Genomic DNA, 26,650 nt, shown 5'->3' with positions numbered 1-26,650 from the left:
AAAAGAAGCATTTGTTCATATGAGGGGGACACATTCATGAAATTCAATTTTGGTTTATTGCCGCGGATTGTCGTCGCAATTATTTTAGGGGTGCTTATTGGCTTGGTGGCTCCAGAAGATGTGGTGCGTGTATTTGCAACCTTTACATCAATTTTCGGCAACTTTTTAAACTTTGTCGTGCCGCTGATCATTCTTGGATTTATTGCGCCAGGAATCGCGAAATTAGGAAAAGGCTCCGGAAAACTATTGGGCATGGCTACCGGAGTTGCCTACGCCTCTACCGTTACAGCCGGGGTTTTAGCGTTCTTCGTTGCAACAACGGTTTTGCCTAATTTTATGCAGGGAGGATCTTTGAGCAGCATGGAAGATCCGGAAACTGCTTTGGCAGCCAGTTTCATTGCACTTGAATTTCCACCTGTTTTTGGCGTAATGTCAGCTTTAATCCTGGCTTTTCTGTTGGGTATCGGGATGGCATCAACAGGCAGCAAGACCATGTTGTCGTTTTTTGATGAATTTCAGGCGATTATCGAAAAAACAATTTCTTATATCATCATTCCTCTTTTGCCATTTCATATCTTTGGTATTTTTGCCAATATGGCATATGGCGGAGCGGTATTTGAAATCTTATCATTATTTGCCATCGTCTTTGTGATGATCATCATCCTTCACTGGACTATGCTTTTACTGCAATATTCTGCAGCAGGGGCGTTAAAGGGAAGAAATCCATTCTCAATCCTGAAAACAATGATGCCGGCATATTTCACGGCATTGGGAACTCAGTCTTCTGCAGCAACCATTCCAGTCACGTTGCGGCAGGCGCGTAAATCCGGCGCCAATGAACGGGTGGCTGACTTTACAGTTCCTTTGTTTGCGACCATCCACCTATCAGGCAGCACCATCACTTTGGTATCTTGTGCGATCGGTGTTGTCTTGCTGACAGGAGGCATGCCGACCTTCGGAAGTTTCTTCCCATTCATTTTGATGCTGGGCATTACGATGATCGCAGCACCGGGAGTGCCAGGCGGGGCTGTCATGGCAGCGATCGGTTTGCTTGAAGTCATGTTGGGATTCGATCCGACAATGGTCGCTTTGATGATTGCACTTTACATGGCACAGGACAGCTTTGGTACAGCAGCGAATGTCACAGGCGACGGTGCATTGGCGCATATTGTCGACCGTTTCACAAACGGTCGTAAAAGTTTAGAATAGTCAATCGATTCGACCAATTATGGCTATTTCTAAAGGTCTATTCCATTGGTAATTTTTGTGCTATTATAGCGAAGATATTACACAATGGGGGGAAACATCATGAAAAAATTATGGGCAATCGGGTTATCAGCGGCAGTTTTATTGACTGCCTGCGGAGCAGAGGAATCAGCTGAGCCAGCAGAAACGGCTACTGCTGCCGAAGGTTCTGAAGACAGTAAAGAAGTAAAAAGAGAATTGATGAAATTTTATATGTCCATTCCAAATGCCATCAATGCTGTCGATACAGAATTGAACACATTTGAAATGAGCCAGGCAGAAGGCACATTGCCCGAAGGCGAAGAATTGCAGGCGATGAAAGATGCAGCAATCACTTCCGCTAACGAAGCAAGAGAAGCTGTTGATGCGCTGGAAATTCCAGAAGTATTGGAAAACCAGAAAGAACAGATCGAAACAGCATTCGCTGCTATTGGTGAGTCCTATAGCCTAAAAGCTGAAGAATTGGCGAAAGATGCATCATTTGAAGCAGCTGATGAAAAATTCAACGAAGCGGATGTTCAATTGAATGAGTTGCTTATGGAGCAGGATTTAGCCGCTTCCAGCATCTATAACGAAGTTTCACAATAAAGTATGAAGCCCCTGACAATTTCTGGTCAGGGGCTTTTTTATAGGGAGTGTATACGACAATAGTTCTATTTTCAGACTAGTTGGACTATTCCTATGTTTATTTGCTTTTCCGTAGGGTATAATAACAAAGGTAATATCAAATCCCAAAAATTTGAAAGGAATGGTTCAATATCGAATCGAACGGAATTGAAAAGACGGAGAAATTGGAACAAGCATTCAGAAGTGCACATGGTTTCGGGATTGATGAATATCAAAATGATCCAGATAAAATAATCGAAGTGGAACGGCGCCGTGAACAGGATTATCAGCTAGGCCAAAAAGTAGCCAGCCAAATCGAACGGCAGGTACATCGTGACTAAAATATATGGAAACGAAACCAGCATCCTCGGATGCTGGTTTTTTATTGATATAATTTCTCAATTAGGAGTCTATTATTGAAAACAACGAAGCATGACAGTTATCATGTAGCGCTTTTGCAAAATACTAAGGAAACCAGTATTTTAAAATGTTTTACTCCAGCATTTTAGGTAGTTTAATGATTTGCTAGTAAAGTGAATATGAGTTAAGATTAGAATGATACTAATTAAGGATGGTTCGCCATTCAACATTAACTTTATGGAGGTATTTACATGTCAACTTTGGTCATTAAAGATTTACACGTTAAAATCGAAGACAAAGAGATTTTAAAAGGTGTAGACTTAACAATTAATACAGGTGAAATTCACGCAATCATGGGGCCCAACGGTACTGGTAAATCAACGCTAGCATCAGCAATCATGGGTCATCCTAAATACGAAGTTACACAAGGTTCTATCACTTTGGACGGCGAAGACGTTCTGGAGATGGAAGTTGATGAACGCGCACGCGCAGGACTTTTCCTTGGCATGCAATATCCAAGTGAAATTACTGGAGTAACTAATGCTGACTTTATGCGCTCTGCAATGAACGCACGTCGCGAAGAAGGCGATGAGATTTCATTGATGAAATTCATCCGTGAATTGGACAACAAGATGGAAGTGCTTGATATGGAGCAGGAAATGGCACAGCGTTATTTGAACGAAGGTTTCTCAGGCGGAGAAAAGAAACGCAATGAAATTCTTCAATTGATGATGATCCAACCGAAAATCGCGATTCTGGATGAAATTGACTCCGGATTGGATATCGATGCATTGAAAGTCGTTTCAGAAGGCATCAACCAAATGAGAAGCGAAAACTTCGGTTGCCTGATCATCACTCACTACCAGCGTTTACTGAACTACATCACACCTGACCATGTTCATGTAATGATGCAGGGACGCATTGTTAAATCGGGTGGGGAAGAACTGTCTGTTAAATTGGAATCAGAAGGCTATGACTGGATCAAAGTTGAACTTGGCATTGAAGACGAGACTGTAGGACAAGCATAATTGAAGGGAGAGACTAGCATGACGGTTGAAACAAATTTAAAAATGACCGAGCAGGACGTGCGCTCCTTTTCAGAAATGAATGGTGAACCTTCATGGTTTACTGAGCTTCGTCTACGTTCGTTTGGTGAAGCGCAAAGCTTGCCGCTGCCAAAACCAGATAAAACAAAAATTCTCAGCTGGAACTTTACTGATTTCCCAGTGCATACAGTACAAAGCCCGACATTTGATTCCCTTGAAGATTTAACGGAAGATGTTAAGGCTATCGTTGATTTAGAGCAGAAAAACCTTTATATCCAACACAATAACACGCCTGCATTTTCACGTATTTCTGAAGAACTTGCAGCTCAAGGCGTTATTTTGACGGATATTTTTACAGCTCTTCGTGAACACGGCGATTTGGTCAAGAAATACTTCATGACTAACGGCGTGAAAACAGATGAGCATAAATTGACAGCGTTGAATGCCGCATTGATGAACGGCGGAGCTTTCTTGTATGTTCCAAAAAATGTCGTTGTGGAAGAACCGGTACAAGTGGTCTTTTACCATGATGACGCTGAAGCTTCATTATTCAACCACGTTATCGTGGTTGCCGATACCAGCAGTAAAGTGACATATGTGGAGAACTACTACTCCACCGTGCCGCACGCAAATGGATTGGCAAATATCGTTTCAGAAGTTTTTGCTGAAGATAATGCACAAATTACTTACGGCGCAGTGGATACATTGGCAGAAGGTTTCATTACGTATGTCAACCGACGCGGCGTAGTGGCTCGCGATGCACGTATCGAGTGGGCACTTGGAATGATGAACGACAGCAACACGATTTCCGAAAATACGACGAATCTGATCGGCGATAATTCTTATGGCGATACGAAAAGTGTTGTAGTTGGACGTGGATCGCAAAAACAAAACTTCACGACGCAAGTTGTCCATTGGGGCAAAGATTCCGAAGGTTTCATCTTGACACACGGTGTGATGAAAGATTCTGCCTCAGCTATCTTCAACGGCATCGGCAAAATCGAATACGGTGCAACCAGATCAAACGCAGTGCAGGAATCGCGTGTCTTGATGTTAAGTGACAAAGCTCGCGGAGACGCAAATCCGATTCTTTTGATTGATGAAGATGATGTAACGGCAGGACATGCCGCATCCGTCGGCCGTGTAGATCCACTTCAATTGTATTACTTGATGAGCCGCGGTATCACAAAACAAGAAGCTGAACGTCTTGTTATTCACGGTTTCTTGGCACCGGTTGTTCGCGTATTGCCAATCGAAGGCGTTAAAAAGCAATTGACGGAGGTTATCGAAAGGAAAGTCCGCTGATGATCAACCAAGAGATAAAAAGCTATTTTCCGATACTCAACCAAGAAATAAATGGTCACCCACTGATTTATCTGGACAGTGCCGCCACTTCTCAAAAGCCGGTTCAAGTCATTGAGGCATTAAAGGATTATTATGAACAGGATAATGCCAACGTGCACCGAGGCGTCCATACGCTCGGTAACCGTGCAACTGAAAAGTACGAAGGCGCGCGTGAAAAAGTCCGTAAATTCATCAACGCCAATTCAATGGAAGAAATTATTTTCCTGCGGGGAACGACCACTGCCATCAATCTCATTGCGCAAAGCTATGGCAGAGCCAATGTAGATGAAGGCGATGAAATTGTCATCACCTATATGGAGCATCATTCCAATATTATTCCATGGCAGCAATTGGCGAAAGAACGTGGAGCCATTTTAAAATATGTTGAACTTGAAAAAGACGGCACGATTTCTTTGGAGCAAGTTCGTGCGGCCGTGACAGAGCGGACAAAAATCGTCTCAATGGTTTATGTCTCGAACGTTCTCGGTACGATGAACCCGGTCAAGGAAGTTGCACAGATCGCTCATGAAAATGGAGCGGTTATGGTTGTTGATGGTGCCCAGGCGGCGCCCCATCTGAAAATAGATGTTCAGCAGCTTGATTGTGATTTCTTTGCATTTTCCGGACACAAAATGTGTGGTCCCACTGGAATTGGTGTGCTATATGGCAAGAAGGAATTATTGAATGACATGGAACCGGTGGAGTTTGGTGGAGAGATGATTGATTTCGTCGGGTTATATGATTCGACATGGAAAGAGCTGCCCTGGAAATTTGAAGGCGGCACACCAATCATTGCAGGCGCAGTAGGATTAGGCGCAGCCATTGATTTTCTGAATGAAATCGGTTTGGATGAAATTGAAAAACATGAACATCAAATGGCTGCTTATGCAATGGAAAAAATGAGCACAATTGAAGGATTGGACATTTATGGTCCGGCGGATCCGCAACAGCGAGCTGGTATCGTTACGTTCAATTTGAACGATGTCCATCCGCATGACGTCGCAACTGTTCTGGACATGAGTGGCATTGCGGTTCGCGCAGGCCATCATTGCGCTCAGCCTTTGATGAAATGGCTGGAAGTTTCAGCTACAGCACGCGCGAGCTTCTACTTATACAATAGCGAATCGGATGTGGACCGCTTAGTGGAAGGTCTGCGTTCGGCAAAGGAGTATTTCAACGATGTCTTCTAATAATTTAGACCAATTATACCGACGGGTTATTATGGACCATTATAAAACACCCCGCAACAAAGGAACAATTGAAGAAAACAGCGTCAATATCGAGATGAACAATCCGACCTGCGGAGATCGCATCCAGTTGACTTTACAGGTCGAAGACGGCATCGTCAAAGATGCGAAGTTTGACGGTGAAGGATGTTCGATTTCAATGGCTTCTGCTTCAATGATGACGCAAGCTGTCAAAGGACAGGAAATTGATACGGCATTAAAACTTTCTGGTATTTTTTCAGATATGATGCTTGGCAAAGAGTACGATGATTCGATTGATCTCGGTGATATTGAAGCATTGCAAGGTGTCTCGCAGTTTCCAGCGCGTATCAAATGCGCGACTTTAGCATGGAAAGCCATGGAAAAAGGCGTTCAAAACGAAGAAAAATCGTAACACAGAACGGAGGAACGACAATGGCGAAAAAAATGCCAGAAATCGGTGATTATAAATATGGGTTCCACGACAAGGACGTTTCAGTTTTCAGATCTAAACGTGGACTGACTGAAGGAATCGTTCGAGAAATTTCTAAAATTAAAGATGAGCCGGAATGGATGTTGAATTCCCGTCTGAAAGCATTGAAATTGTTTTATTCAATGCCGATGCCACAATGGGGCGGCGATTTAGCTCCATTGAACTTCGATGAAATTACGTATTACGTAAAACCATCAGAAGCGAGCCAGACTTCATGGGATGAAGTTCCAGAAGAAATCAAACGCACATTCGACAAGTTGGGGATTCCAGAAGCAGAGCAAAAGTATTTGGCTGGTGTTTCGGCTCAATACGAATCTGAAGTGGTTTACCACAACATGAAAGTTGAATTGGAAGACATGGGGATCATCTTTAAAGATACCGGGTCGGCTCTACGTGAAAACGAAGACCTTTTCAAAGAATACTGGCAGTCGGTCATTCCGGCAGCTGACAATAAATTCGCTGCGTTGAACACAGCGGTTTGGTCGGGTGGATCATTCATCTATGTACCAAAAGGCATCAAAGTGGAATCGCCGCTTCAAGCTTATTTCCGCATCAACTCGGAGAACATGGGCCAATTTGAACGTACACTGATCATCGTGGATGAAGGCGCAAGCGTTCATTATGTAGAAGGCTGTACAGCTCCTGTCTACACGACGAATTCACTTCACTCAGCTGTTGTTGAAATCATTGTGAAAAAAGATGCTTATTGCCGTTATACAACAATCCAAAACTGGGCAAACAATGTCTATAACCTTGTAACGAAGCGTGCATTTGTTGACGCTAACGGCACAATGGAGTGGATTGATGGCAACATCGGTTCGAAATTGACAATGAAATACCCAGCGATTTACTTGAAAGGCGAAGGCGCGCGCGGCATGACGTTGTCAATCGCGATTGCCGGCAAAGGACAACACCAGGATGCTGGAGCAAAAATGATTCACTTGGCACCGAACACATCTTCATCAATTGTTTCGAAATCCATTTCGAAACAAGGCGGTAAAGTTTCATACCGGGGGATGGTCCATTTTGGACGTAAAGCTGATGGTGCTCGTTCAAACATCGAGTGTGATACATTGATCATGGATAATCAGTCTACTTCTGATACGATTCCATACAATGAAATCCTGAACGATAACGTTTCTTTAGAGCACGAAGCGAAAGTTTCAAAAGTATCTGAAGAGCAATTGTTCTACTTGATGAGCCGTGGCGTTTCAGAACAGGAAGCAACAGAAATGATCGTAATGGGCTTTATCGAGCCATTCACGAAAGAACTTCCAATGGAATATGCGGTGGAAATGAACCGCTTGATCAAGTTCGAAATGGAAGGCTCTATCGGTTAATAGATTACTAACCAACCCTTGGTGTGGCTCTGCTCACGCCAAGGGTTATTTTTGTGGATTTCGGTAAGTGAAGAGACGTCAGTCTGTCTAGACAATCTATTCCGTTTTGCGGTTTCTACAAAGGGTATAGAAGCTAAGAAGGTAAATTTTAAGGAGGAATGCAGGATATGAGCCAAACCTTTGATGCATTGAAAGAAAAGCTTAGTAACGCAGACCTGGGGCAAGCGAAAGAAGTAATGGAACAAGCCAAACAAGCTTACGAAGACGGCAAAATCGATGAAACTGAAAAGAAAGAACTGATGGAATCGGCAAAATCCGTAATCAGCGGCGGCAAAGGGCTCGGCGGATTATTCTAAGGGACGACAATGAAAATTCAGTTTGATAAAAATAACCTTTGGCACATTATCTGTATGCCAAAGGTTATTTTTTGATGTTTTTAAGTGCTTCCCGTTTGCTGAGAGGCATCAATGAATGTTCCAAAACAAAGGCCCGTACCCACTCGGCATCGGTTTTGGCATATTCGCGCAACGCCCAGCCGATGGATTTTTGGATGAAGAATTCTGGAGAGGCAGCATGCTGCAGCAGGATGTGGCACAGTGCTGCGGTATCCGTCTGTTGTTTGAATTTTAATTGATGGAGAATGGCTGCGCGGTTTGTCCACATGTTTGAGGCTTGAGACCACTCGAACATAGCTGTTGTGCCGGCAGCCCGTTCTGACAGGATGACGTGGCCAAGCGTTCGCGGAGCGATAGAATCAACACTGTCCCACCAGGACTTGCTTTCAATAAGCTCTCGGAGAAAAGGCAAATGATCAATCGTTAACTGCTTCTGCATTTTTTCCAGCAAAGCGATGGCCGCATATTGGTATTCGCGCTCTGGCATTTTATACAGTTTCCATACTTCTTCAGCCAAATGTTCTGGATCTGGTAGCTGATACTCCAGAAACTGCTCTCTCAGCAACGCTTTCCGCAATGGTGTTTGGATGCCGAGAAACTCAAACTGATTCCGCATATAAGCGGACATGGGCCTTGCTGATTCCTCATTGCGGTTCGCCTCGAACTTCTCGACGATTCCTTGATGATTCCATATTTTTTTCTCCATCGTACCACCTCCTCGAGCTTTTTAATAAAGTGTAGCACAGCTGAAGGCAGACCATGAAACCTCCTGTAAACAGCCAAAGCAATTTTATAAGAAGCTGAAGACTTTGTGAGCTGGCCTTACAATTCACTTTAAACTCTCATTTACTTCGAAGGAACTCTCTTTAAAAAAGACGTTCCTTTTTTTCTATGCTATCATAAAATAATAAAGGTAAATGGAGGCGGGACAATGATTTATGTAGGATTGACGGGTTGGGGAGACCATCCGGATGTCTATAGCCCAGGCTCAAAGAAAACGGAAAAATTAATTGACTATAGTGCGCATTTTCCAATCGTCGAATTGGATTCTTCTTTTTATGCAGTGCAGCCTGAACGGAATATCCGAAAATGGATTGAGGAGACGCCTGAACAGTTTCAATTCGTGGTAAAAGCTTATCAGGGAATGACAGGCCATCTACGCGGAGAAAATCCATTTGAAACGCGTGACGAGATGTTTGACGCGTTCAGCAAATCGATTCGGCCATTGAAAGAGGCTGGCAAGCTTGCGATGGTGTTGCTGCAGTTTCCCCCATGGTTTGATTGCCAAAAGGACAATGTCGACCAGCTTCGTGAAATTACCGGGCGCCTGACGGAGTTTGATTTGGCGATCGAGTTTCGCCATCAGTCCTGGTACGCCAATGGCATGAGCGAAAAGACATTGGATTTTTTGCGGGACAATCACTTGATCCATTCGGTCTGTGATGAACCACAAGCAGGGGACGGTTCGATTCCACTGGTTCCGATCTCGTCAAGAAAAGACAAAGTGCTGCTGCGTATCCACGGCCGCAATGTCCATGGCTGGCTGAATCCGGGACATGGACAAAACTGGCGGGAAGTCCGTTATCTATACGATTACACTAAAGAAGAACTTGAGGAAATCAGCCGAGCGGTAAAAAAACTGGCTGATGCTGCTGAAAATGTCTACGTGATCTTCAATAATAATTCTGGCGGACATGCGGCAGGCGATGCCAAAGAGTTCCAGGAAATGAATGGTTTATCCTTTGATGGGCTTTCGCCAAAGCAGATGGATTTATTTGAAGGAGGATTTTAATGGTTTTCTTGATCATGGCGCTTGTCGGAATCGTTTCCGGCATCGTAGGCGCTTTGATAGGTCTGGGAGGGGGCGTGATACTGGTGCCGGCTTTACTGTTTCTGGGCACCAGTTTCGCGTTTTTCCCCGAACTCTCCCCTCAGAAAATCGTCGGGTTGTCTGTTGTCATGATGATTTTTACAGGCCTTTCTTCGACTTTGGCCTACATGAAAGTTCGAACGATAGATTATAAGAGTGGACTCCTGTTCTTTGCAGGCAGTGCGCCGGGCACAGTGATTGGGGCTTTCGTCAATAAAAACCTGGATTTGCCGTCCTTCAATCTGTATTTCGGCATTCTGCTCGTATTGCTGTCCATGCTTTTGCTGCTGCGTGACCACTTCAAGGCTGTCCGCTGGTTTGTCGATAACGGGCGCAAGACGACGTTTACAGATCAACAAAACAAACAATTCATTTATGGCTACCCTATCTGGTTTGCTTTGCTGCTGACTTTTTTTGTGGGATTTGCTTCAGGATTATTCGGTATTGGCGGCGGCTCGATTATTGTGCCTGCCATGATTCTTCTATTTCTCTTTCCGCCGCACGTGGCGATCGGCACATCCATGTTCATGGTCTTTTTATCAGCCATCGTCAATTCTGTTACGCATATTTCGCTGGGGCATGTACCGTGGATCTACACGATTGCCGTTGTTCCGGGTGCATATATCGGTGCGAAAATAGGGGCCAAATTAAACAAACGCCTCAATTCGGAAATGCTGGTGACGATTTTGCGCCTGGTATTGCTGGTGCTGGGGCTGCGATCAATTTACGAAGGAATATTCAGTTCTTAAAGAGGTGTTTTCATGAGCGAAACTATTCATATTTATCATACAAATGATTTGCATAGCCATTTTACAAATTGGCCGCGCATCAAATCTTTTTTAGCTGAGCGGAAAAGATGGCACGAAGAAGAAGGGGACGTCTGTCTGATTTTGGATATTGGTGATCATGTCGACCGCTCGCATCCTTATACGGAAGGCACATCCGGAAAAGGCAATGTGCTGCTATTGAACGAAGCGGAATACGATGCAGTGACAATCGGCAATAATGAAGGCATCACCCTTTCGAAAGATGAGCTTAACGACTTGTACGTCCAGGCTGAGTTTGAAGTGGTGGTATCGAATTTATTCGATTTGGAAGGCAATCGTCCAGAGTGGGCCAAGCCTTATCATATCGTCCATGCAAAAAACGGAATGCGTATTGGACTAGTGGGGGCGACTGCGGAGTTTACGCCATTTTACCGCAAATTGGGGTGGCAAATCACCGATGCAAAAGAGTCGATACTCCAGGCAGTAAAAGAAATTGAAGAAGAAACTGATTTGATCATCTGTCTATCGCATCTTGGCATCAAAGAAGATGAATTATTGGCAGATCTTTGTCCGCAGATCAATATTATCCTAGGGGCCCATACCCATCATGTATTCCACGAAGGAAAATGGCAGGGAGATACGCTGCTCGGAGCTGCAGGGAAATTCGGGTTTTATATTGGCCAGATTACAGTAGAGGAAACTTTCGGGAAATCTTCTGCGCAGCTGATTGAGACTTCCCGGTTACGTGAAATGGGAGAAGGTTTTGATGACTTTTTGGTTCAACAAGGAAAAAATCAAATGGATGAGCTGATTTTTCACAGCACCAAAATCCTGAAAGCAGAGTGGTTTAAGGAATCGGAGCTTGGAGATTTATTTGGACAGGCAATGATTGACTTTACAGAAGCCGATTGTGCCTTGTTCAATGCGGGAATCTTTATGGAAGATATGCCCGAAGGCGCCTTGACACGCTATGATTTCCATAAAATGCTGCCGCATCCCATCAACCCTTGCCTCGTCGAATTAAGTGGAGCGGAGTTGAAGGAAATCTACCTGCAATCCATGAATTCAGATTGGCCGCAGCTTGAGTTAAAAGGAATGGGCTTCCGAGGTGTGGTATTCGGCAAAATGATTCATATGAATATGGAGATCATTGACCATCGATTCTACATTAATGGTCAACTGGCAGTGCACGATCAAATCTATCGTTTGGTCACCTTGGACATGTTGACCTTTGGTTATTTTTTCCCTAGTTTGAAAAGAGCTGCCAAAACATATTTCATGCCCGAGTTTCTGAGGGATGTCTTCAGCCAATTTTTTCACAGTAAAGCCTTGAAATAGAAGGAATGTTCAGAGTATAGAGGCATTTGATTTTGTGTTAATTTTACGCTATGCTAACAAAGAAATATATATTGGTGGGTAGAGGCTGCAGAGCTGATCAGTAGGGTGCGCGAGTTTGACCGCGTGGAACGCATCTGAAAGGGAGTTTTGCCGAAATCCATTTCCTGGGGTCTAAGGAAATGGATTGGGGTCATTCTGAACAAGAATGTCACTGTCATTCAAGCGAAAGTTTGAGTGGAGAGCTACAGGGTTGTTTGATGTTTTAACGCACAGACGAATTGTAGAAGGCTGACTTATCCAACTGGAGAGGTCGGCCTTTTTTGTCTCATTTTTCACCCATCAAAAACAAGGAGGAACATTTATGGAGAATACGATTTTTTCGATTTTGCCGCCGATTATTGCAATCGTCATGGTGTTATTGACACGCCGTGTGCTGCTGTCATTAGGTGCGGGCATAGTCGCAGCAGCTGTTATCCTGACATGGTTTGCACCAGTCGAAGCACTGCAGGAACTTTTCACCTCATTCGCAATTATTTTCTGGGATGAAGGCTTTAACGCCTATAATGTCTTTATCATTCTCTTTCTTCTATTGCTGGGCATCATTACAGCATTCGTCAGCCTGTCAGGAGGAAGCCATGCTTTCGCTGAATGGGCCTCGACACGCATCAAGTCAAGAAGAGGGGCGAAAATCCTGACAGTGGCTCTTGGGATCCTCATCTTCATCGATGATTATTTCAATGCATTGGCAGTAGGGCAAGTTGCGCGTCCGATTACTGACCGCTACAAAATTTCACGCGCCAAGCTTGCTTACTTTATCGATTCGACTGCTGCACCGGTTTGCGTGGTCTCTCCAGTCTCGAGCTGGGGCGCTGCCATCATCGGCATTATCGCGACCATCTTGGCTGGCCAGACCTTCGTGGAATATTCTGCACTGGAAGCCTTCCTATGGATGGCTCCGATGAACTTCTACGTAGTCGCATCATTGGCCATCGTCTTTTTCGTTGCCATCCGTGACGTGGATTTTGGAGAAATGAAGAAACACGAAGTATTGGCCATCACCAAAGGGCAGCTTTTTGATCCGAAAAAAACCATCCCTGGTGAAATGAAAGAAGATTTCCCATCCCATTCACATGGCCATGTCAGAGATTTGCTGCTTCCTATCCTATTGTTGATCCTTGGAACGGTAAGCGCGATGATTTGGACAGGCTATCAGAATGCCGGCCAGGTTTTTGACATTTGGCTGATTTTTGAAAATACAGATGTACCCGCTTCCTTATTGGCTGGTGGTCTATTAGGGGCACTGACCTCAATCATCCTTTATGCCATGCAGATCAAGCGGAACAAAACAGCTAATGCAGGTTGGATCGCCAAGGGCATTTGGGCAGGCATCAAATCAATGATGGGCGCTGTCCTAATATTGATATTTGCCTGGTCGCTGACTTCATTGATCGGATCGCTTGAAACGGGAACGTATTTAGCTGGTGTGGTTTCTGACGGCAATATCCCGACGGCTATTCTGCCGGTGCTCCTGTTCGTCTTAGCCGGCGTCATGGCTTTCTCTACAGGAACATCATGGGGATCATTCGGTATTCTTTTGCCGATTGCCGGAACCATTATGATCGAAGCGGATCCATCCTTGCTGTTGCCGGCTTTATCAGCTGTTCTGGCCGGTGCTGTTTTCGGAGATCATTGTTCACCGATTTCCGATACGACGATCCTGTCTTCAACAGGAGCCGGAAGCAATCACATGGATCATGTCTTGACGCAGATTCCATATGCATTGACGGCTGCTGGCATTGCAGCGATAGGGTATATTGTCATAGGTTTCACAGGTTCGCTGTTAATTTCTTTAGGTGTGGTCTTAGTGGTACTGGCTGTGCTCTTCCTGGTCTGGTCAAAGCGCACAACTATTATTGAGAAACAACAAAATGCATAGTGAAAACAAGGCAGAGAAGCTTCTTCTCTGCCTTTTTACTTTTGCGGCAATAGTTTTTTTGAAATATATTGTGAATTCATCTTTACTTTAGGGATGCCTCTCGGTATACTATTTTTAGATCGACTAATAATCTGAAAATAATCAAAATTCCTATTTTTATGTCAATAAAATGGGAATAAACAAAGGGGGAAGAGAGATGGAACGTTCACAATGGGGTACGCGTGCTGGCTTTATCATGGCTGCCGTCGGCTCTGCAGTAGGTCTGGGTAACATTTGGCGATTTCCGTATGTTGCGTATGAAAATGGCGGGGGTGCATTTTTCATACCGTATCTGTTTGCATTATTGACTGCAGGGATACCGATTTTAATACTTGAATTTACCATCGGCCACAAGTACCGTGGTTCAGCACCGTTATCATTCTTTAGAATGGGTGGCAAAAAATTGGAATGGCTTGGTTGGTGGGCAGTATTTGTGTCCTTTATCATATCTGTATACTATGCCGTTATTATCGCTTGGGCAATGCGCTATACTATATTTTCTTTCAACCAGGCATGGGGTACAGATACTCAAGACTTCCTGTTCACTGAATTTCTGCAATTGACGGTTCAACCGGGAGAAACCGGAGGGATTGTATGGGGCGTATTCATTCCATTGGCTCTTGTATGGATCATTACTTTGGGGATCCTGTTGGCAGGCGTTAAAAAAGGAATTGAAATGGCCAACCGGATTTTCATCCCGACTTTGCTGATCATTTTCTTCGCAGTAGTAGTGCGGGCTGTTACTTTAGATGGAGCTCTTACAGGATTGGAAGCATTTTTCCAACCTGATTTTGCAGCCATTATGGATCCGTCCGTCTGGGTCGCGGCTTATGGCCATATTTTCTTCAGTTTGTCGGTGGCATTTGCCATCATGATCACGTATTCGAGTTATTTGCCGAAAAAATCGGATATCACGAACAATGCATTCATCACCGGATTTGCCAACTCGAGCTTTGAGCTGCTTGCCGGAATCGGCGTATTTGCGGCTCTTGGATTCATGGCTTCCCAGCAGGGAGTAGCTGTAAGCGATGTTGCTACAGCAGGCGTCGGACTCGCATTTGTGGTGTTCCCGCAGATCATCAATGAATTTCCTGGCTTTAACGGATTGTTCGGGGTTCTCTTCTTCTTATCCTTAACACTTGCGGGACTGACCTCATTGATTTCAATCACTGAAACCTATGTTGCCGGTTTCTCAGAGAAATTTGGGATTTCCCGCACGAAGTCAGTACTTTTCGGCGGTGGGCTTGCAGCTTTGATTTCAATCCTATTCGCGACGCAGGGTGGTTTGTTCTTCCTGGATCTTGCGGATTACTTCATCAACCAATTTGGTGTTGCTGCAATCGGTCTTGTGGAAGTTGTGCTGGTCGTCTGGGTATTCCGCAAGGCGGATCTGCTCAAAGGCCATGCCAACGAAATCTCCGATATCCATCTTGGAGCATGGTGGAAGTTCAGCCTGGGCATCATTACGCCGATCGTTTTAGGTTATATGATGTTCGGTTTGCTGAAAATGAATCTCCTGAAAGAGTTTGACACAGAAACAGGGAACTACGAAGGATACTCTGATATGTTCACTTTATCAGGTGGTGTGGCAGTAGCTGCAGCAGCAGTGATCTTTGGTATTCTGTTCACTCTTGGAAAATGGCATAAAGAGCAGGGAGAATATGACGAGCGCAATTAAAAGGGGGAACTTCTTATGACTACAGGTTCAATTGTTGTAATGATCATCGGTATGGTCATCATTTGGGGTGGCTTGGCTGCCAGCATAATCCACGCGGTAACGAGCAGCAAGAAGAACAAAGCGAGAGACGCTGCAGATAACGTATAATTTACAAGCCCGGAAACCACCAGTTTCCGGGCTTTTCCATGTTTGGGGAGCTGGACGAGTGGTTGTGAGGAGCAGAATTATATGATACATTTGGAACAGAACCGGATTCCATACATAAATCAGATAGATAGGGGACGATGTGCATGTCAACAAAGCAGGAACATCTCAGAAAGCCCGATTGGTTGAAGATTAAACTCAATACCAATGAAAACTATACAGATTTAAAGAAGATGATGCGGGAAAACAACCTCAATACGGTATGCGAAGAAGCGAAATGCCCGAACATCCATGAATGCTGGGGAACACGGAGAACCGCTACTTTTATGATTCTCGGTGCTATCTGTACGAGAGCCTGCCGTTTTTGTGCAGTGAAAACAGGATTGCCGAATGAATTGGACCTGCAGGAACCTGAGCGCGTTGCGGCTTCCGTGAAAATGATGAATTTGAAACACGCTGTCATCACGGCAGTAGCAAGAGATGATTTGAAAGATGGGGGTTCAGCTGTCTTTGCTGAAACCATCCGGGCGATCAAGCGTGCCAATCCGTTTACAACTGTTGAAGTCCTTCCGTCTGATATGGGTGGAGTCTATGAAAACCTGGAGCGTCTGATGGCTGCAGAACCGGATATTTTAAATCACAATATTGAGACCGTTCGACGCTTGACTCCAAGAGTTCGGGCACGTGCCAAATATGACCGTTCACTGGAGCTGTTGAAGCGTTCGAAAGAGCTGCATCCGGAAATTCCGACAAAATCCTCCCTGATGATCGGTTTAGGTGAAACAAAAGAAGAGATCATTGAAGTCATGGATGACCTGCGTGCCAATGATGTCGACATCATGACGATAGGCCAATACCTCCAGCCTTCAAAAAAACATTTGAACGTACAGAAATATTATTCGCCGCAGGAATTTAAGGAATTCTGGGAGATAGCGATGACCAAAGGGTTCTCGCATTGCCAGGCAGGCCCTCTAGTCCGAAGCAGCTATCATGCGGATGAGCAAGTCAATGCAGCTGCCAAAGAGCGCCAGCGCCTCGGAGAAGAGCAAGCAGCTGCTATAAACAGCTAATGGATGGTGAGAAGATTGATCACATTGGATCAGTGGAATTATGATATATTAATCGATTACAGGGAAGGCTTCCAAGAAGAGCCATTAACTAACCGCTATAGTGAAATCCTGTCCAAATATGATTATATTTTGGGAGATTGGGGCTATGGTCAACTGCGGTTAAAAGGTTTTTTTGAAGATACCAACCATAAAGCGACCTATGATACAAAAATCAGCACATTGCAGGACTATCTTTATGAATATTGTAATTTCGGCTGTGCTTATTTCGTCATAAAGAAAGTCGGTAAAGCAACACCCCCTATCGAAGAAACAGAAGAGCAGGCTCCCGAAGCGGATATTTAATCCGCCGGGGGTTTTTTTCGTGCATTATGATATGATAAGGAAAGAAATGAAAGATTTTCAAACGCCTATTGGAGGGTAATTTTATGTATTTTATTGACCGCAGCAAAATAACTGAAACGATTCAGTATATGAATTCTTTATTGGAATTTTACGAAGCCCAGCAACAGTGGACTGCATTTGGCGATCAGCTTGCGCTGGAGCGGGTGGGTGCGAACATTATCGAGTCGATGATCGATGTCGGAAACTCGATGATTGACGGTTTTATTATGCGCGATCCAGGAAGCTATGATGACATCATCGATATTTTAGTGGATGAAAAAGTGATTACAAAAGAAATGGACCAACCACTGAAAAAGGTTCTGGCATTACGGAAAATGCTGGTGCGCGAATTTATGAAAGTGGATCATCAGGCAATCATACAGGCAATCGACGAAAACCTGGAACCGTTAAAGGCATTTGGGCCAAAAGTTGAATATTATCTTATTCATGAGCTGGGACCGGTTTCGGCATTTATTCCGGAGACGAACGATGGCCGTTAAAAAACAATATCAGGCCTATTGTTTAGATTTGGATGGAACAGTTTACCGCGGAACTGAAGCGGTTGAAGAGGCGGCCGGGTTTATCGGCCGCCTTCAGGAAAAAGGGATTGAACCATTTTTCATAACAAATAATGCTTCCATGACGCAACAGCAATTAAAAGACAAAATGGCCGGTTTCGGGATCACAGCAAAAAAAGAGCAGATCATGTCTTCAGCAATTGCTGCAGCTAAATACATTAAACGCTGGTATCCGGAACGTTCAGTCTACATGATTGGTTCGGACGGGCTTGCTCAAGCGCTTCAGCAAGAGGGGATTGAGCGGGTGGAGGACCAAGCTGGAATTGTGTTGATGGGAATTGATCGGAACATCACCTATGACAAATTGGCGACTGCCTGCCTGGAAATCCGAAAAGGCGCAGTCTTTTTATCGACTAACCAGGATTTGGCCTTTCCATCTGAAAAAGGCTTTTTGCCGGGGAACGGGGCATTTACTACACTGGTAGCCGCTTCGACCGATGTGGATCCTGTTTATATCGGCAAACCCCAAATTCATATGCTGGAAGCAATCCAACATGAATCAGGATTTCAGAAGAGCGAGATGGTGATGATAGGAGACAATTATGACACGGATATCCAGGCAGGTATCCGTTTCGGAATCGATACCATCCACGTCAACACAGGCGTCACTCGAATGGAGACGGCACTGGGAAAACAGCATCCACCGAGCTTCGCGATTGAAAATCTTGGATTTTGGGAAATATAAGAAAAAGACGGGATACAAAACAAAAAAGCCCAGCAGGACGACTATAAATAGCGTTGCTGGGCTTAGCGAAGTATGTAGAATCTGATGTTCAGACAATAAAAAAAAACCGTTTTTCAACGGCTTAAAATAAAGGGTTTTCTTCTATGAATTCATAGACTTTTTTGGTCAGCTCTTCAGGAGATTCTGCTTCAACGATTTCTCCGTTGACCAAAGCATATAGAGACTCGGAACATTTTGTGCAATAGCTTAAACAGCCGTATTCCAAAACATCGAGATTAGGGTCCCGTTCGAGTTTTTCAAAAGAATCTTGTGCGCCATTGGCAATGTTACTGATGCAAAATTCAACAATCGGTTTCATTCTAAGTCACCTCACTACAACGAAATCCTACCTTTTTTTGCAGCTGGAGTCAATTAATTGATTTCTGGCGAAAGCATTGTGAAAGTTGTCACAATCAGCTATACTCATATTTGAGAAATTGAAGAGACAGATGAAATTTAAAGGAGATTTTTATGCGAAAATTAGTCTTACTTGGAGGCGGTTACGGCAATATGCGGATTTTGCTTCGTTTATTGCCCGCCAGCCTTCCCCAGGATGTCGAAATTATTTTAATTGACCGTACGCCTTTCCACAGCATGAAGACCGAATTCTATGCGTTGGCAGCTGGTACAGAGTCAGACCATGAAGTCCGTGTTCCTTTCCCGGAGCATGAGCGTTTAACGATTGTGAACGGCGAAATATTGGAAATCGGCCTTCAGGAAAAATGCATTTTCATGGAAAATGGCGAACGTATCGCCTATGACGATTTAGTAATCGGCTTGGGCTGCGAAGACAAATACCACTCGGTGCCGGGAGCGGAAGAGTTTACTTACAGCATCCAGACCATCGGCAAATCACGTGCTACTTATCAGGCATTGCTTGGCTTGCCAGCAGGTGCAATCGTTGGTGTTGTGGGAGCGGGACTTAGCGGGATTGAATTGGCCAGCGAATTGCGGGAAAGCCGGAAAGACTTGAAAATCAAGCTGTTTGACCGCAGCCCCCGGATCCTGCGCGATTTTCCTGAGCGCTTAAGTAATTTTGTGAAAAAATGGTTTGAAAACAATAACGTCGATGTGGTGTCGAATTCCAATATCACACAAGTCGAACCCAAAATGCTCCATAATCACGAAGAGACGATTCCGGTAGATGCGGTTGTTTGGACAGCGGGTATCCAACCTGTCAAGCCCGTGAGAAACCTAGGACTCGAAAGTGACGCCAGCGGACGGGTAGTCATCAACCAATACCACCAACTGCCGAACGACGAGCATGTTTACATAGTGGGTGACTGTGCAGCATTGCCGATGGCGCCTTCTGCTCAATTAGCGGAAGAGCAGGCAGAACAGATCGTCAAAGTATTGAAAGCGACATGGAAAGGCGAGGCATTGCCTGAAACCATGCCGGAAATTAAATTAAAAGGTTTCCTTGGCTCTCTTGGCAAAAAACAAGGCTTTGCTTATTTGGCGGACCGTACCGTAACGGGCCGCATCGCCCGTCTGATGAAATCAGGCGTATTGTGGATGTACAAATGGCATAACGGCTAACAAAAAAGCGCTCAATTATGAGCGCTTTTTCTATTCTACTTCAGAAAACCCGTGCTTTTCCAGTTCGCGGTAGACAGGTTTTAATTGTACGTAACCTTCACCGACAACTTCGCCCTCAATCAAAACAAGTGGGTAAAAGAATTCGTCGTCCAATATGCGCTGCGCATAATCTTTTTGGTGTTCCAGTGTGAGAGGTTTCTCAATGTCGATATAGGTAATTGAAAATGGCTGATCTTTGTATTTCCTTGAGATGGCGGCTTCCAGCCATTCATATGTGTCGATTGAAGACGGTGCATTGACACAGCTTGCACAGATCACGTCGGTTCCGTAGACTTCAATGGATAATTCTTTCTGCATGATTTTGACCCTCCTGTGAATTCATTAGTGGCTTTTTCTCTCTAATCACATTATAATGATTATAATGAAAGGAGTCGATATAAATGACTGAAGCTTTGATTGAAGATCAAGTAATGGAAGTCTTAGATAAATTACGTCCATTCCTTTTGCGTGACGGGGGAGACTGCGAACTTGTTGATATAGAGGATGGGATCGTAAAACTTCGTCTGCTCGGTGCATGCGGAAGCTGCCCAAGCTCGACAATTACATTAAAAGCAGGGATTGAACGTGCGTTAGTTGAAGAAGTTCCTGGTATAGTAGAAGTAGAACAAGTATTTTAATGCCAAGGGACCTTTTAGGTCCCTTTTTCTGTATAAAATAAATGCAATGATGTTGCAGCGATAGATTTTTCGGGAGCAGCCCAAATTGGATAATGCAGCTGCAGAGTGAATAATTCAAGTAACATAGCTGTTCGAAGGTGGACGACTTGAATAATGATGGAAATGATTGCTATGATAAATCATAAGGATGGTGATTGGATTGACAGAAGTAGTTGAAATTACAGAAGCAGCCTCATTCCAGGTAAAAGAGATGATGCGCCATAACGAAGAAGAAGGATCCTTTTTGCGTGTCGCGGTTAACGGCGGCGGATGCAGTGGATTAACATACGGCATGGGGTTTGAAAAGGCCAAAAGCGAAGAAGACGATTTTTACGAGCAATTTGGAATTCCAATTCTTATTGCTAAAGAAGATGCCCCGATTTTAAAAGGGACAGTAGTTGACTATAAACAGTCATTGATGGGCGGCGGTTTTACCATAGAAAATCCAAATGCCATTGCATCATGTGGCTGCGGAACTTCATTCCGTACCGCTAAAAAAGCAGGTACTCCAGAGAATTGTTAAAAGTCGGTGACAAACCGACTTTTTTGTTGTGGATAAGTCTGCCATAAACACATTCCCCGGTTGAAATCATAAGGTATTAGGTCTAATATAGAGTATAGATGTTTATCGGTGCGCCAAGGTTTGACCGCTTTGTCGATATTCGATTAAAAAATGACTTGAAGGTGGTTGCGATTGTATTGAAAAGACCGTCAATATTAGTATTAGGAGCAGGTTATGGTGGATTGACTACTGTAGTGAACCTGCAAAAAGTTCTTGGCACAGATGCTGCGGACATAACATTGATCAATAAAAACGAATATCATTATGAAAGCACATGGCTTCATGAAGCAGCTGCAGGCACATTGCTTCCTGAGCAAGTGCGTTACGATATCAAAGATGTTATTGACAACGTCAAAGTAAAATTTGTCCAAGCGACAGTGGAAGCGATTGATGTAGTCGGCAAAAAAGTCACTACGGACAATGGCGAATTTACATATGATTACATTGTCATTGCACTTGGCTTTGAAGGCGAGACTTTCGGAATCGAAGGCCTTGATAAATATTCCTTGTCAATTGCGAACGTAAAAGCTGCCCGTTATATCCGTGAGCATATTGAATTCCAATTTGCTACTTGGTCTGCAGAGCCAGTCAAAGACGATAGCCGCTTGACAATTATCGTGGGTGGAGCTGGATTCACGGGCATCGAATTCCTTGGGGAATTGGCTAACCGTGTACCTGAACTGTGTAAAGAGTTTGATGTACCGCGTGAAAAAGTTCGTGTTGTTTGTGTAGAGGCTGCGCCAATGGTATTGCCAGGCTTCGACCCAGAGCTTGTCAACTACGCAGTAGGCCATTTGGAGTCTAAAGGAATCGAGTTTTCAATCGGTACTCCAGTCGTGGAAGCGACTCCTGAAGGCGTTAAAATCAAAAAAGGCGATGATGAGTTTGATTTCATCAAAGCTGGTACAGTCGTTTGGGCTGCCGGCGTACGCGGCAACAGACTGATTGAAGCGACTCCAATCGAAAACATGCGTGCTCGCGTTAAAGTCGATAAAGACTTGCGTGCTCCAGGATACGATGATGTCTTCATCATTGGCGACTGTGCATTGATGATCAACGAAGAAACGAATCGCCCTTATCCACCAACTGCTCAGATTGCTATGCAGCAAGCTGTAAACGTAGCAAATAACTTGAAAGCGTTGATGAACGATGAAACGACTCTTGAATTTGTTCCCGATTTAAAAGGAACGGTCTGCTCACTTGGTGATGACGATGCCATCGGTGTTGTCTTCGGCAAAAAAGTAACAGGCAAAAGAGCGTCATTCATGAAGAAAATGATTGATAACCGTGCATTGCTGCTGATTGGCGGACCTATGCTGGTATTGAAAAAAGGTAAATTCAACGTTCTGTAAGCTGGATGATCCAAAGCTCCCTTAGCGGGGAGCTTTTTTTAATGTACTTTTCAAGTCTCCAGTGCATTTGCTGGAGGCTTGTCTATTTTTTATTCCAAGGAGAGATGATGCGTGGCTAATCGGAAACGTGGAAATGTGTGGCTGGGAGCAGCCGGACTCGTAGTAAATTCCAAAGGGGAGTGGCTGGTGGTCAAAAAGCGATATGGAGGTTTGCACGGGAAATGGTCACTTCCAGCGGGGTTTGTACAGGGCTCTGAGACAATTGACCAGGCAGTTCTAAGGGAAGTTAAAGAAGAAACCGGAATTGACTGCGAGCTGATGGGAATGATTGGTTTTCGTTCAGGAGTTATCCGTGAGGAAATCAGTGACAATATGGCAATTTTCTTATTGGAGGCGCAGAACGAAGAGCAGCCTATTACTGCGCAATTATCTGAGCTTTATCTGGCAGACTGGGTATCACCGGCTGACTTGTCAAATGACGCAGAAGCTTCTGTCATGCTGCATGAAATGGTTTCTTATGTATTGGAAGAAGGATTGGAGCCGATTGAGGACGTAGACCCGGGGAAAGTCTTCGGTTATTCGGAGTACAAGTTGTTTTTTAAAAAATAGAGGATAAAACAGAAAAAATGAGGAAATAAAAGAAAAAAAGGGTTGTTACCGTTTACATTTTCTTATTTTCAGTTGCGCTCTATAGAGGCATGTGCTATATTATCAGAATATTACAAACAAGAACAGAAGGAGGTGTTTCGGATGACGATCTTCAAAAAGGCTAAAAACGTCAATCAATGCCCTTATTGTTCAGGACAAGGATATTTTCAATTGCGACTGGGCGGTTCAGAAACGTGCTCCTGCTGTTCGGGTTCGGGAAAAAAATAATGACAATGGGTTAGAAGCAATCGGATCAAGTAATGCCGATCGCTTCTTTTTGTTTGGAGTGGGTTTTGGCGAAGGGCATTTCTACTATTGGCTGCCTCCGCTTTTCTAGTTGTCCGCTCCAACGGCCAACTCTTTGGATCATAAGCCAACCCAGCTGCATGGCAAAGAGCGCCACACTGCTGGTCTGTCTTATGCCCGGCAGAGCTGAACGGCCGTTTCCGCTTTTCAGTGTCCAGACTCCGGCAGCCAGCCCCTCGAGTCGCTTCAGCCTTACCGACAATGGCAAAGTGCGCCATTACCGGTAAGGCTTCCAGCGCTTGTCGGAGGGCCGCAGGATGCGGGTCAGCTAACCGTTGCGACAGGAAGTCGCGTTCTTAGGTTAGCTTCTGCTTTTGGCTGCCTCCGCTTTTCTAGTATAAGTGACAAAGCGATGAACTCTGTTCTGCTGGATTGAAAGCCTCCGTTTTTTCGGGTAAACTGATGAAAGGAATAACGGAGGTTAGAGTTCATGAACAGTTCATTCACGATTGTGCAATTGATTATTTCCATGTTGCTTTTTTATGTTATGTTTTTCGGAATCGGCTTTTTATTGAATATGTTGCTTCGGATGACATGGCTGATGGCTGTGGTTTATCCGGTCGTCATCCTGTTAGTGGTGGATGATGTGGGCATTTTTGATTATTTCACGAATCCTGGGGAATCCTTCTCGATGTTGGGGGACACCATTACATCCATGACAGGCAGTGATATCGCTGTTTTATTGGCTGGCTGGGCTGGTGCCATCACATCCGGGTTTGTCATGAAAATTCTTCGCAAAATGGGTTATCAGATGTTCTAACAAAAAACGCCGATCCGGTTATCCGGGTCGGCGTTTTTTGGTTCTGTATGGTTATGTGAGCATCCCGTAAAAGATGAAGGAAATGGCAATACCTGTCAAAGCCCCCATAAAGACTTCACTTGGTTTGTGGCCAAGCAAGGTCTTCAGTTCCTGTATCTTTTCTTCTTCTTTTTTCTGTGGCCATTTTCTGGTTTCATCCATGAAAAGATAGATATCCTGGCGCATCTTATTGATGGTCAAGGCCTGCTGTCCGGCTTGAAAACGGACACCGGTGGCATCATACATCGTGATGACGGCAAACATGGTCGAGACCGCGAAGATTGTGGAAGAAACACCATGTTCAAAAGCCACGGCAGTCGTTAAAGAAGTCACTGCTGCTGAATGCGAACTTGGCATGCCGCCAGTCGACGAAAAGAGCTTCCAGTCAAGTTCGCGTGTCACGGCATACTGGATGGGGATTTTAACGAATTGGGCGAAGATGATCGCAAACAGGGCAATCATAAGAGGATGATTAGAGAAAATTTCCATACGGGGCCACAGCCTTTCTGTCTAAATATGTTCTCATAGTATATCATAGACAGACTAATTTCTATGGCAGTTTATTCCTTCGATACACGAACTACTCGAAATCCGTATTAAATGCTACACTTGAGGAGAACGTAAAAGGAGGAATTTTATGCAAATCAATTTACAGCAGCATTCACAGCACAACGGAGCGGAAATCCTCATAGTCGGCTTAAGCCGGCATCCGGAAAACAGCACAGGGTGGAGCGAATTCGCGAAGCGTTTTGATGGCAAACTGGAAAGCTGGATCAAGCAGGACTTATCGTTCGATTTAAAATCTGCGATTACCTATCCGACATTGTCTGGAGATATTCCACGGGTTTTGTTTATCGGACTAGATGACCGCAAAAAATTGACCGAGGAAGATCTTCGCTCATGCTTCGGATTGGCAGGCAAAGAATTGGCGAAGAAGAAAGTGAAGCATGCAGCCCTCTATATGGAGTCGTTCGAAAATGACAAGATCACCTCAGAAGATGTCGCTTTTTTGGCTGCAGAAGGCATCACGATGGGCGGCTACAGCTTTGACGATTATAAGACCACATCCAATGAGACGCAGGTGAAACTGGAGTCTTTGACTTTATTGGCAGAAACGGTTTCAGAAGACGTTGAAGCGGCGGCAACCGTCGGAGTGGTTTTCGGGCAGTCGGTCAACGAAGCGCGGACACTTGTCAATATGCCGGCAAACATCCTGACAGCAACGGCAATGGGGGAATACGCCCGTGAACTTGGGGAAACCTATGGCTTTGAAACGGATATTTTAGGAAAAGCCGAGCTTGAAGAACTGGGAATGGGCGCAATTCTTGCGGTCAATCAGGGCTCTGTTGAAGAGCCGCGGCTGATCGTTCTGAAATACAAAGCCACAGAAGGCTTTGAAGACCCGCTGGCGCTTGTCGGCAAAGGGGTGACCTTCGACACCGGAGGTTACTCCATCAAGCCGAAGGACGGCATTGTGGGCATGAAAGGCGACATGGGCGGTGCCGCTGCAGTGCTTGGCGCGATGCGAATCATCGGTGAACTGCAGCCGGAAAAAAATGTGATGGCAGTTATTGCATCAACAGATAATATGATTTCCGGCAATGCCTTTAAACCGGATGACGTCATCACGTCCATGAGCGGCAAAACCATTGAAATCCTCAATACAGATGCCGAAGGGCGTTTGGTATTGGCGGATTCCGTCAGCTACGCGAAGCAATTGGGCGCAACCCGTATTGTGGATGTGGCAACGTTGACCGGTGGAGTCATTGTGGCTTTAGGGAAAGACAAAACCGGCGCTTTGACCAACGATGAGGCATTTTTCGAGTCTTTCCTGGAAGCCTCCATGGAAAGCGGGGAATTTGTCTGGCGTCTGCCTTTGACGGAAAGCGATAAAAAACGCATCCGCAAAAGCGACGTTGCCGATTTGAATAATTCACCCGGCCGTGATGGCCACATGATTTTCGGCGGTGGATTTGTCGGTGAATTTGCAGGGGACACGCCTTGGATCCATCTTGACATAGCGGGAACGTCCGACGCAGACGGTCCACATGATCTGGGACCTAAAGGCGGAACCGGTGCGATGGTCAGAACATTGGCGATGCTGGTCGAAAAGATGGCAGACGAACAATAGAATGAAAAAACAGCCTGCAGGCAATATGCCTGCAGGCT

The 26,650-nt window shown here is 44.8% G+C and carries 31 protein-coding genes and 1 riboswitch; of the genes, 27 read left to right on the top strand and 4 right to left on the bottom strand.

What is annotated here, in order from left to right; all coding sequences use genetic code 11:
• Nucleotides 1–36 precede the first annotated feature (36 nt).
• The 9 genes from AC1MEO_RS06945 to AC1MEO_RS06905 all read left to right on the top strand — a co-directional run bounded on the left by AC1MEO_RS06945 (nucleotide 37) and on the right by AC1MEO_RS06905 (nucleotide 7,995).
• Nucleotides 37–1,209, top strand: coding sequence for a dicarboxylate/amino acid:cation symporter (locus AC1MEO_RS06945; RefSeq protein ID WP_480335219.1), 1,173 nt, complete (start codon nucleotides 37–39; stop codon nucleotides 1,207–1,209).
• Nucleotides 1,210–1,308: 99 nt separating this feature from the next.
• On the top strand, nucleotides 1,309–1,833 hold the full coding sequence (locus AC1MEO_RS06940) for a hypothetical protein (protein ID WP_480335218.1): 525 nt from the start codon (nucleotides 1,309–1,311) through the stop codon (nucleotides 1,831–1,833).
• Nucleotides 1,834–2,036: 203 nt separating this feature from the next.
• Entirely contained in the window at nucleotides 2,037–2,192 is a 156-nt protein-coding gene (locus tag AC1MEO_RS06935; protein WP_480335216.1) for a YuzK family famiily protein, read from the top strand.
• 264 nt (nucleotides 2,193–2,456) lie between these two features.
• The gene (sufC, locus tag AC1MEO_RS06930; protein ID WP_480336044.1) at nucleotides 2,457–3,239 is read left to right on the top strand and encodes a Fe-S cluster assembly ATPase SufC; all 783 of its coding nucleotides are present in this window, start codon (nucleotides 2,457–2,459) and stop codon (nucleotides 3,237–3,239) included.
• An 18-nt stretch (nucleotides 3,240–3,257) separates the two neighbouring features.
• A complete protein-coding gene (gene sufD, locus AC1MEO_RS06925) occupies nucleotides 3,258–4,562 on the top strand; it encodes a Fe-S cluster assembly protein SufD (RefSeq protein ID WP_480335215.1) in 1,305 nt (434 codons plus the stop codon).
• Nucleotides 4,562–5,791 (top strand): cysteine desulfurase, encoded by a 1,230-nt coding sequence (locus tag AC1MEO_RS06920; RefSeq protein WP_480335214.1) that lies wholly within the window; start codon nucleotides 4,562–4,564, stop codon nucleotides 5,789–5,791. Before sufD ends, AC1MEO_RS06920 begins: the two co-directional genes overlap by 1 nt.
• Nucleotides 5,781–6,221 carry a Fe-S cluster assembly sulfur transfer protein SufU gene (gene sufU / locus AC1MEO_RS06915; protein ID WP_480335213.1) on the top strand — a complete coding sequence of 147 codons (441 nt, stop codon included), beginning with the start codon at nucleotides 5,781–5,783 and terminating at the stop codon, nucleotides 6,219–6,221. The genes AC1MEO_RS06920 and sufU overlap by 11 nt, the downstream gene beginning before the upstream one ends.
• Before the next feature lie 20 nt (nucleotides 6,222–6,241).
• On the top strand, nucleotides 6,242–7,639 hold the full coding sequence (gene sufB, locus AC1MEO_RS06910) for a Fe-S cluster assembly protein SufB (RefSeq protein ID WP_480335212.1): 1,398 nt from the start codon (nucleotides 6,242–6,244) through the stop codon (nucleotides 7,637–7,639).
• A gap of 167 nt (nucleotides 7,640–7,806) precedes the next feature.
• Entirely contained in the window at nucleotides 7,807–7,995 is a 189-nt protein-coding gene (locus AC1MEO_RS06905; RefSeq protein WP_480335211.1) for a hypothetical protein, read from the top strand.
• A gap of 64 nt (nucleotides 7,996–8,059) precedes the next feature.
• Here AC1MEO_RS06905 and AC1MEO_RS06900 read toward each other — a convergent pair whose 3' ends face one another.
• Nucleotides 8,060–8,740, bottom strand: coding sequence for a DNA alkylation repair protein (locus tag AC1MEO_RS06900; protein ID WP_480335210.1), 681 nt, complete (start codon nucleotides 8,738–8,740; stop codon nucleotides 8,060–8,062).
• Between the two features lie 225 nt (nucleotides 8,741–8,965).
• On the opposite strand from AC1MEO_RS06900, the gene AC1MEO_RS06895 reads away from it, so the two are divergent.
• The 10 genes from AC1MEO_RS06895 to AC1MEO_RS06850 all read left to right on the top strand — a co-directional run bounded on the left by AC1MEO_RS06895 (nucleotide 8,966) and on the right by AC1MEO_RS06850 (nucleotide 18,520).
• A complete protein-coding gene (locus AC1MEO_RS06895; RefSeq protein WP_480335209.1) occupies nucleotides 8,966–9,826 on the top strand; it encodes a DUF72 domain-containing protein in 861 nt (286 codons plus the stop codon).
• Nucleotides 9,826–10,653: a sulfite exporter TauE/SafE family protein gene (locus tag AC1MEO_RS06890; protein ID WP_480335208.1), complete on the top strand. Its 828-nt coding sequence runs from the start codon at nucleotides 9,826–9,828 to the stop codon at nucleotides 10,651–10,653. Before AC1MEO_RS06895 ends, AC1MEO_RS06890 begins: the two co-directional genes overlap by 1 nt.
• Before the next feature lie 12 nt (nucleotides 10,654–10,665).
• Nucleotides 10,666–12,009, top strand: coding sequence for a bifunctional metallophosphatase/5'-nucleotidase (locus AC1MEO_RS06885; protein ID WP_480335207.1), 1,344 nt, complete (start codon nucleotides 10,666–10,668; stop codon nucleotides 12,007–12,009).
• Nucleotides 12,010–12,080: 71 nt separating this feature from the next.
• A riboswitch (Lysine riboswitch) is annotated at nucleotides 12,081–12,262 on the top strand.
• A gap of 108 nt (nucleotides 12,263–12,370) precedes the next feature.
• Nucleotides 12,371–13,945, top strand: a complete 1,575-nt coding sequence (locus tag AC1MEO_RS06880) for a Na+/H+ antiporter NhaC family protein (protein WP_480335205.1) — start codon at nucleotides 12,371–12,373, stop codon at nucleotides 13,943–13,945.
• A gap of 196 nt (nucleotides 13,946–14,141) precedes the next feature.
• A complete protein-coding gene (locus AC1MEO_RS06875; protein ID WP_480335203.1) occupies nucleotides 14,142–15,662 on the top strand; it encodes a sodium-dependent transporter in 1,521 nt (506 codons plus the stop codon).
• Between the two features lie 15 nt (nucleotides 15,663–15,677).
• Nucleotides 15,678–15,809 (top strand): methionine/alanine import family NSS transporter small subunit, encoded by a 132-nt coding sequence (locus tag AC1MEO_RS06870; protein ID WP_480335201.1) that lies wholly within the window; start codon nucleotides 15,678–15,680, stop codon nucleotides 15,807–15,809.
• A gap of 143 nt (nucleotides 15,810–15,952) precedes the next feature.
• Nucleotides 15,953–16,876 carry a lipoyl synthase gene (gene lipA, locus AC1MEO_RS06865; protein ID WP_480335199.1) on the top strand — a complete coding sequence of 308 codons (924 nt, stop codon included), beginning with the start codon at nucleotides 15,953–15,955 and terminating at the stop codon, nucleotides 16,874–16,876.
• Between the two features lie 15 nt (nucleotides 16,877–16,891).
• Nucleotides 16,892–17,218 carry a YutD family protein gene (locus AC1MEO_RS06860; protein WP_480335198.1) on the top strand — a complete coding sequence of 109 codons (327 nt, stop codon included), beginning with the start codon at nucleotides 16,892–16,894 and terminating at the stop codon, nucleotides 17,216–17,218.
• Nucleotides 17,219–17,301: 83 nt separating this feature from the next.
• Complete coding sequence (locus AC1MEO_RS06855; RefSeq protein ID WP_480335197.1) at nucleotides 17,302–17,757, top strand: DUF86 domain-containing protein; 456 nt, start codon at nucleotides 17,302–17,304, stop codon at nucleotides 17,755–17,757.
• Nucleotides 17,747–18,520 (top strand): TIGR01457 family HAD-type hydrolase, encoded by a 774-nt coding sequence (locus AC1MEO_RS06850; RefSeq protein ID WP_480335196.1) that lies wholly within the window; start codon nucleotides 17,747–17,749, stop codon nucleotides 18,518–18,520. Before AC1MEO_RS06855 ends, AC1MEO_RS06850 begins: the two co-directional genes overlap by 11 nt.
• A 121-nt stretch (nucleotides 18,521–18,641) precedes the next feature.
• Here the strand turns inward: AC1MEO_RS06850 and AC1MEO_RS06845 are convergent, their stop codons facing one another.
• Nucleotides 18,642–18,878: a YuzB family protein gene (locus tag AC1MEO_RS06845; RefSeq protein ID WP_223641936.1), complete on the bottom strand. Its 237-nt coding sequence runs from the start codon at nucleotides 18,876–18,878 to the stop codon at nucleotides 18,642–18,644.
• Between the two features lie 152 nt (nucleotides 18,879–19,030).
• Between AC1MEO_RS06845 and AC1MEO_RS06840 the strand changes: the two genes are divergently transcribed.
• Nucleotides 19,031–20,098 carry an NAD(P)/FAD-dependent oxidoreductase gene (locus tag AC1MEO_RS06840; RefSeq protein WP_480335194.1) on the top strand — a complete coding sequence of 356 codons (1,068 nt, stop codon included), beginning with the start codon at nucleotides 19,031–19,033 and terminating at the stop codon, nucleotides 20,096–20,098.
• A 30-nt stretch (nucleotides 20,099–20,128) separates the two neighbouring features.
• On the opposite strand, the gene AC1MEO_RS06835 is transcribed toward AC1MEO_RS06840, so the two are convergent.
• The gene (locus tag AC1MEO_RS06835) at nucleotides 20,129–20,455 is read right to left on the bottom strand and encodes a YuzD family protein (protein WP_480335193.1); all 327 of its coding nucleotides are present in this window, start codon (nucleotides 20,453–20,455) and stop codon (nucleotides 20,129–20,131) included.
• Between the two features lie 83 nt (nucleotides 20,456–20,538).
• On the opposite strand from AC1MEO_RS06835, the gene AC1MEO_RS06830 reads away from it, so the two are divergent.
• The 6 genes from AC1MEO_RS06830 (at nucleotide 20,539) to AC1MEO_RS06805 (ending at nucleotide 24,442) form a co-directional block, all read left to right on the top strand.
• A complete protein-coding gene (locus tag AC1MEO_RS06830; protein ID WP_215102237.1) occupies nucleotides 20,539–20,775 on the top strand; it encodes a NifU family protein in 237 nt (78 codons plus the stop codon).
• A gap of 199 nt (nucleotides 20,776–20,974) precedes the next feature.
• On the top strand, nucleotides 20,975–21,337 hold the full coding sequence (locus AC1MEO_RS06825) for a HesB/IscA family protein (protein WP_480335192.1): 363 nt from the start codon (nucleotides 20,975–20,977) through the stop codon (nucleotides 21,335–21,337).
• Nucleotides 21,338–21,513: 176 nt separating this feature from the next.
• The gene (locus AC1MEO_RS06820; protein WP_480336042.1) at nucleotides 21,514–22,728 is read left to right on the top strand and encodes an NAD(P)/FAD-dependent oxidoreductase; all 1,215 of its coding nucleotides are present in this window, start codon (nucleotides 21,514–21,516) and stop codon (nucleotides 22,726–22,728) included.
• Between the two features lie 111 nt (nucleotides 22,729–22,839).
• Nucleotides 22,840–23,337 carry an NUDIX domain-containing protein gene (locus tag AC1MEO_RS06815; RefSeq protein WP_480335191.1) on the top strand — a complete coding sequence of 166 codons (498 nt, stop codon included), beginning with the start codon at nucleotides 22,840–22,842 and terminating at the stop codon, nucleotides 23,335–23,337.
• A 141-nt stretch (nucleotides 23,338–23,478) separates the two neighbouring features.
• Nucleotides 23,479–23,604, top strand: coding sequence for a YuiA family protein (locus tag AC1MEO_RS06810; protein WP_006828526.1), 126 nt, complete (start codon nucleotides 23,479–23,481; stop codon nucleotides 23,602–23,604).
• 508 nt (nucleotides 23,605–24,112) lie between these two features.
• The gene (locus tag AC1MEO_RS06805; protein WP_480335189.1) at nucleotides 24,113–24,442 is read left to right on the top strand and encodes a YuiB family protein; all 330 of its coding nucleotides are present in this window, start codon (nucleotides 24,113–24,115) and stop codon (nucleotides 24,440–24,442) included.
• A 51-nt stretch (nucleotides 24,443–24,493) separates the two neighbouring features.
• Here AC1MEO_RS06805 and AC1MEO_RS06800 read toward each other — a convergent pair whose 3' ends face one another.
• Nucleotides 24,494–24,970, bottom strand: a complete 477-nt coding sequence (locus AC1MEO_RS06800) for a divergent PAP2 family protein (protein ID WP_480335187.1) — start codon at nucleotides 24,968–24,970, stop codon at nucleotides 24,494–24,496.
• Between the two features lie 148 nt (nucleotides 24,971–25,118).
• Here AC1MEO_RS06800 and AC1MEO_RS06795 point away from each other — a divergent pair, with 148 nt between their 5' ends.
• Nucleotides 25,119–26,612: a leucyl aminopeptidase gene (locus AC1MEO_RS06795; RefSeq protein WP_480335186.1), complete on the top strand. Its 1,494-nt coding sequence runs from the start codon at nucleotides 25,119–25,121 to the stop codon at nucleotides 26,610–26,612.
• The last annotated feature ends 38 nt before the right edge of the window (nucleotides 26,613–26,650 follow it).

This window comes from Planococcus sp. BI3 (genome assembly GCF_056680115.1).
Note: the sequence above shows the minus strand (reverse complement) of the source record. Positions and strands in the feature narration are given on the sequence as shown.

Coding starts and splice junctions, on each gene's coding strand:
- AC1MEO_RS06900 (WP_480335210.1), bottom strand. CDS start 8,740: ATGGAGAAAAAAATATGGAATCATCAAGGAATCGTCGAGAAGTTCGAG.
- AC1MEO_RS06890 (WP_480335208.1), top strand. CDS start 9,826: ATGGTTTTCTTGATCATGGCGCTTGTCGGAATCGTTTCCGGCATCGTA.
- lipA (WP_480335199.1), top strand. CDS start 15,953: ATGTCAACAAAGCAGGAACATCTCAGAAAGCCCGATTGGTTGAAGATT.
- sufB (WP_480335212.1), top strand. CDS start 6,242: ATGGCGAAAAAAATGCCAGAAATCGGTGATTATAAATATGGGTTCCAC.
- AC1MEO_RS06880 (WP_480335205.1), top strand. CDS start 12,371: ATGGAGAATACGATTTTTTCGATTTTGCCGCCGATTATTGCAATCGTC.
- AC1MEO_RS06875 (WP_480335203.1), top strand. CDS start 14,142: ATGGAACGTTCACAATGGGGTACGCGTGCTGGCTTTATCATGGCTGCC.
- AC1MEO_RS06850 (WP_480335196.1), top strand. CDS start 17,747: ATGGCCGTTAAAAAACAATATCAGGCCTATTGTTTAGATTTGGATGGA.
- AC1MEO_RS06835 (WP_480335193.1), bottom strand. CDS start 20,455: ATGCAGAAAGAATTATCCATTGAAGTCTACGGAACCGACGTGATCTGT.
- sufD (WP_480335215.1), top strand. CDS start 3,258: ATGACGGTTGAAACAAATTTAAAAATGACCGAGCAGGACGTGCGCTCC.
- AC1MEO_RS06885 (WP_480335207.1), top strand. CDS start 10,666: ATGAGCGAAACTATTCATATTTATCATACAAATGATTTGCATAGCCAT.
- sufU (WP_480335213.1), top strand. CDS start 5,781: ATGTCTTCTAATAATTTAGACCAATTATACCGACGGGTTATTATGGAC.
- AC1MEO_RS06940 (WP_480335218.1), top strand. CDS start 1,309: ATGAAAAAATTATGGGCAATCGGGTTATCAGCGGCAGTTTTATTGACT.
- AC1MEO_RS06855 (WP_480335197.1), top strand. CDS start 17,302: ATGTATTTTATTGACCGCAGCAAAATAACTGAAACGATTCAGTATATG.
- AC1MEO_RS06795 (WP_480335186.1), top strand. CDS start 25,119: ATGCAAATCAATTTACAGCAGCATTCACAGCACAACGGAGCGGAAATC.
- AC1MEO_RS06945 (WP_480335219.1), top strand. CDS start 37: ATGAAATTCAATTTTGGTTTATTGCCGCGGATTGTCGTCGCAATTATT.
- AC1MEO_RS06845 (WP_223641936.1), bottom strand. CDS start 18,878: ATGAAACCGATTGTTGAATTTTGCATCAGTAACATTGCCAATGGCGCA.
- AC1MEO_RS06830 (WP_215102237.1), top strand. CDS start 20,539: ATGACTGAAGCTTTGATTGAAGATCAAGTAATGGAAGTCTTAGATAAA.
- AC1MEO_RS06905 (WP_480335211.1), top strand. CDS start 7,807: ATGAGCCAAACCTTTGATGCATTGAAAGAAAAGCTTAGTAACGCAGAC.
- AC1MEO_RS06920 (WP_480335214.1), top strand. CDS start 4,562: ATGATCAACCAAGAGATAAAAAGCTATTTTCCGATACTCAACCAAGAA.
- AC1MEO_RS06810 (WP_006828526.1), top strand. CDS start 23,479: ATGACGATCTTCAAAAAGGCTAAAAACGTCAATCAATGCCCTTATTGT.
- AC1MEO_RS06800 (WP_480335187.1), bottom strand. CDS start 24,970: ATGGAAATTTTCTCTAATCATCCTCTTATGATTGCCCTGTTTGCGATC.
- AC1MEO_RS06870 (WP_480335201.1), top strand. CDS start 15,678: ATGACTACAGGTTCAATTGTTGTAATGATCATCGGTATGGTCATCATT.
- AC1MEO_RS06895 (WP_480335209.1), top strand. CDS start 8,966: ATGATTTATGTAGGATTGACGGGTTGGGGAGACCATCCGGATGTCTAT.
- AC1MEO_RS06805 (WP_480335189.1), top strand. CDS start 24,113: ATGAACAGTTCATTCACGATTGTGCAATTGATTATTTCCATGTTGCTT.
- AC1MEO_RS06840 (WP_480335194.1), top strand. CDS start 19,031: ATGCGAAAATTAGTCTTACTTGGAGGCGGTTACGGCAATATGCGGATT.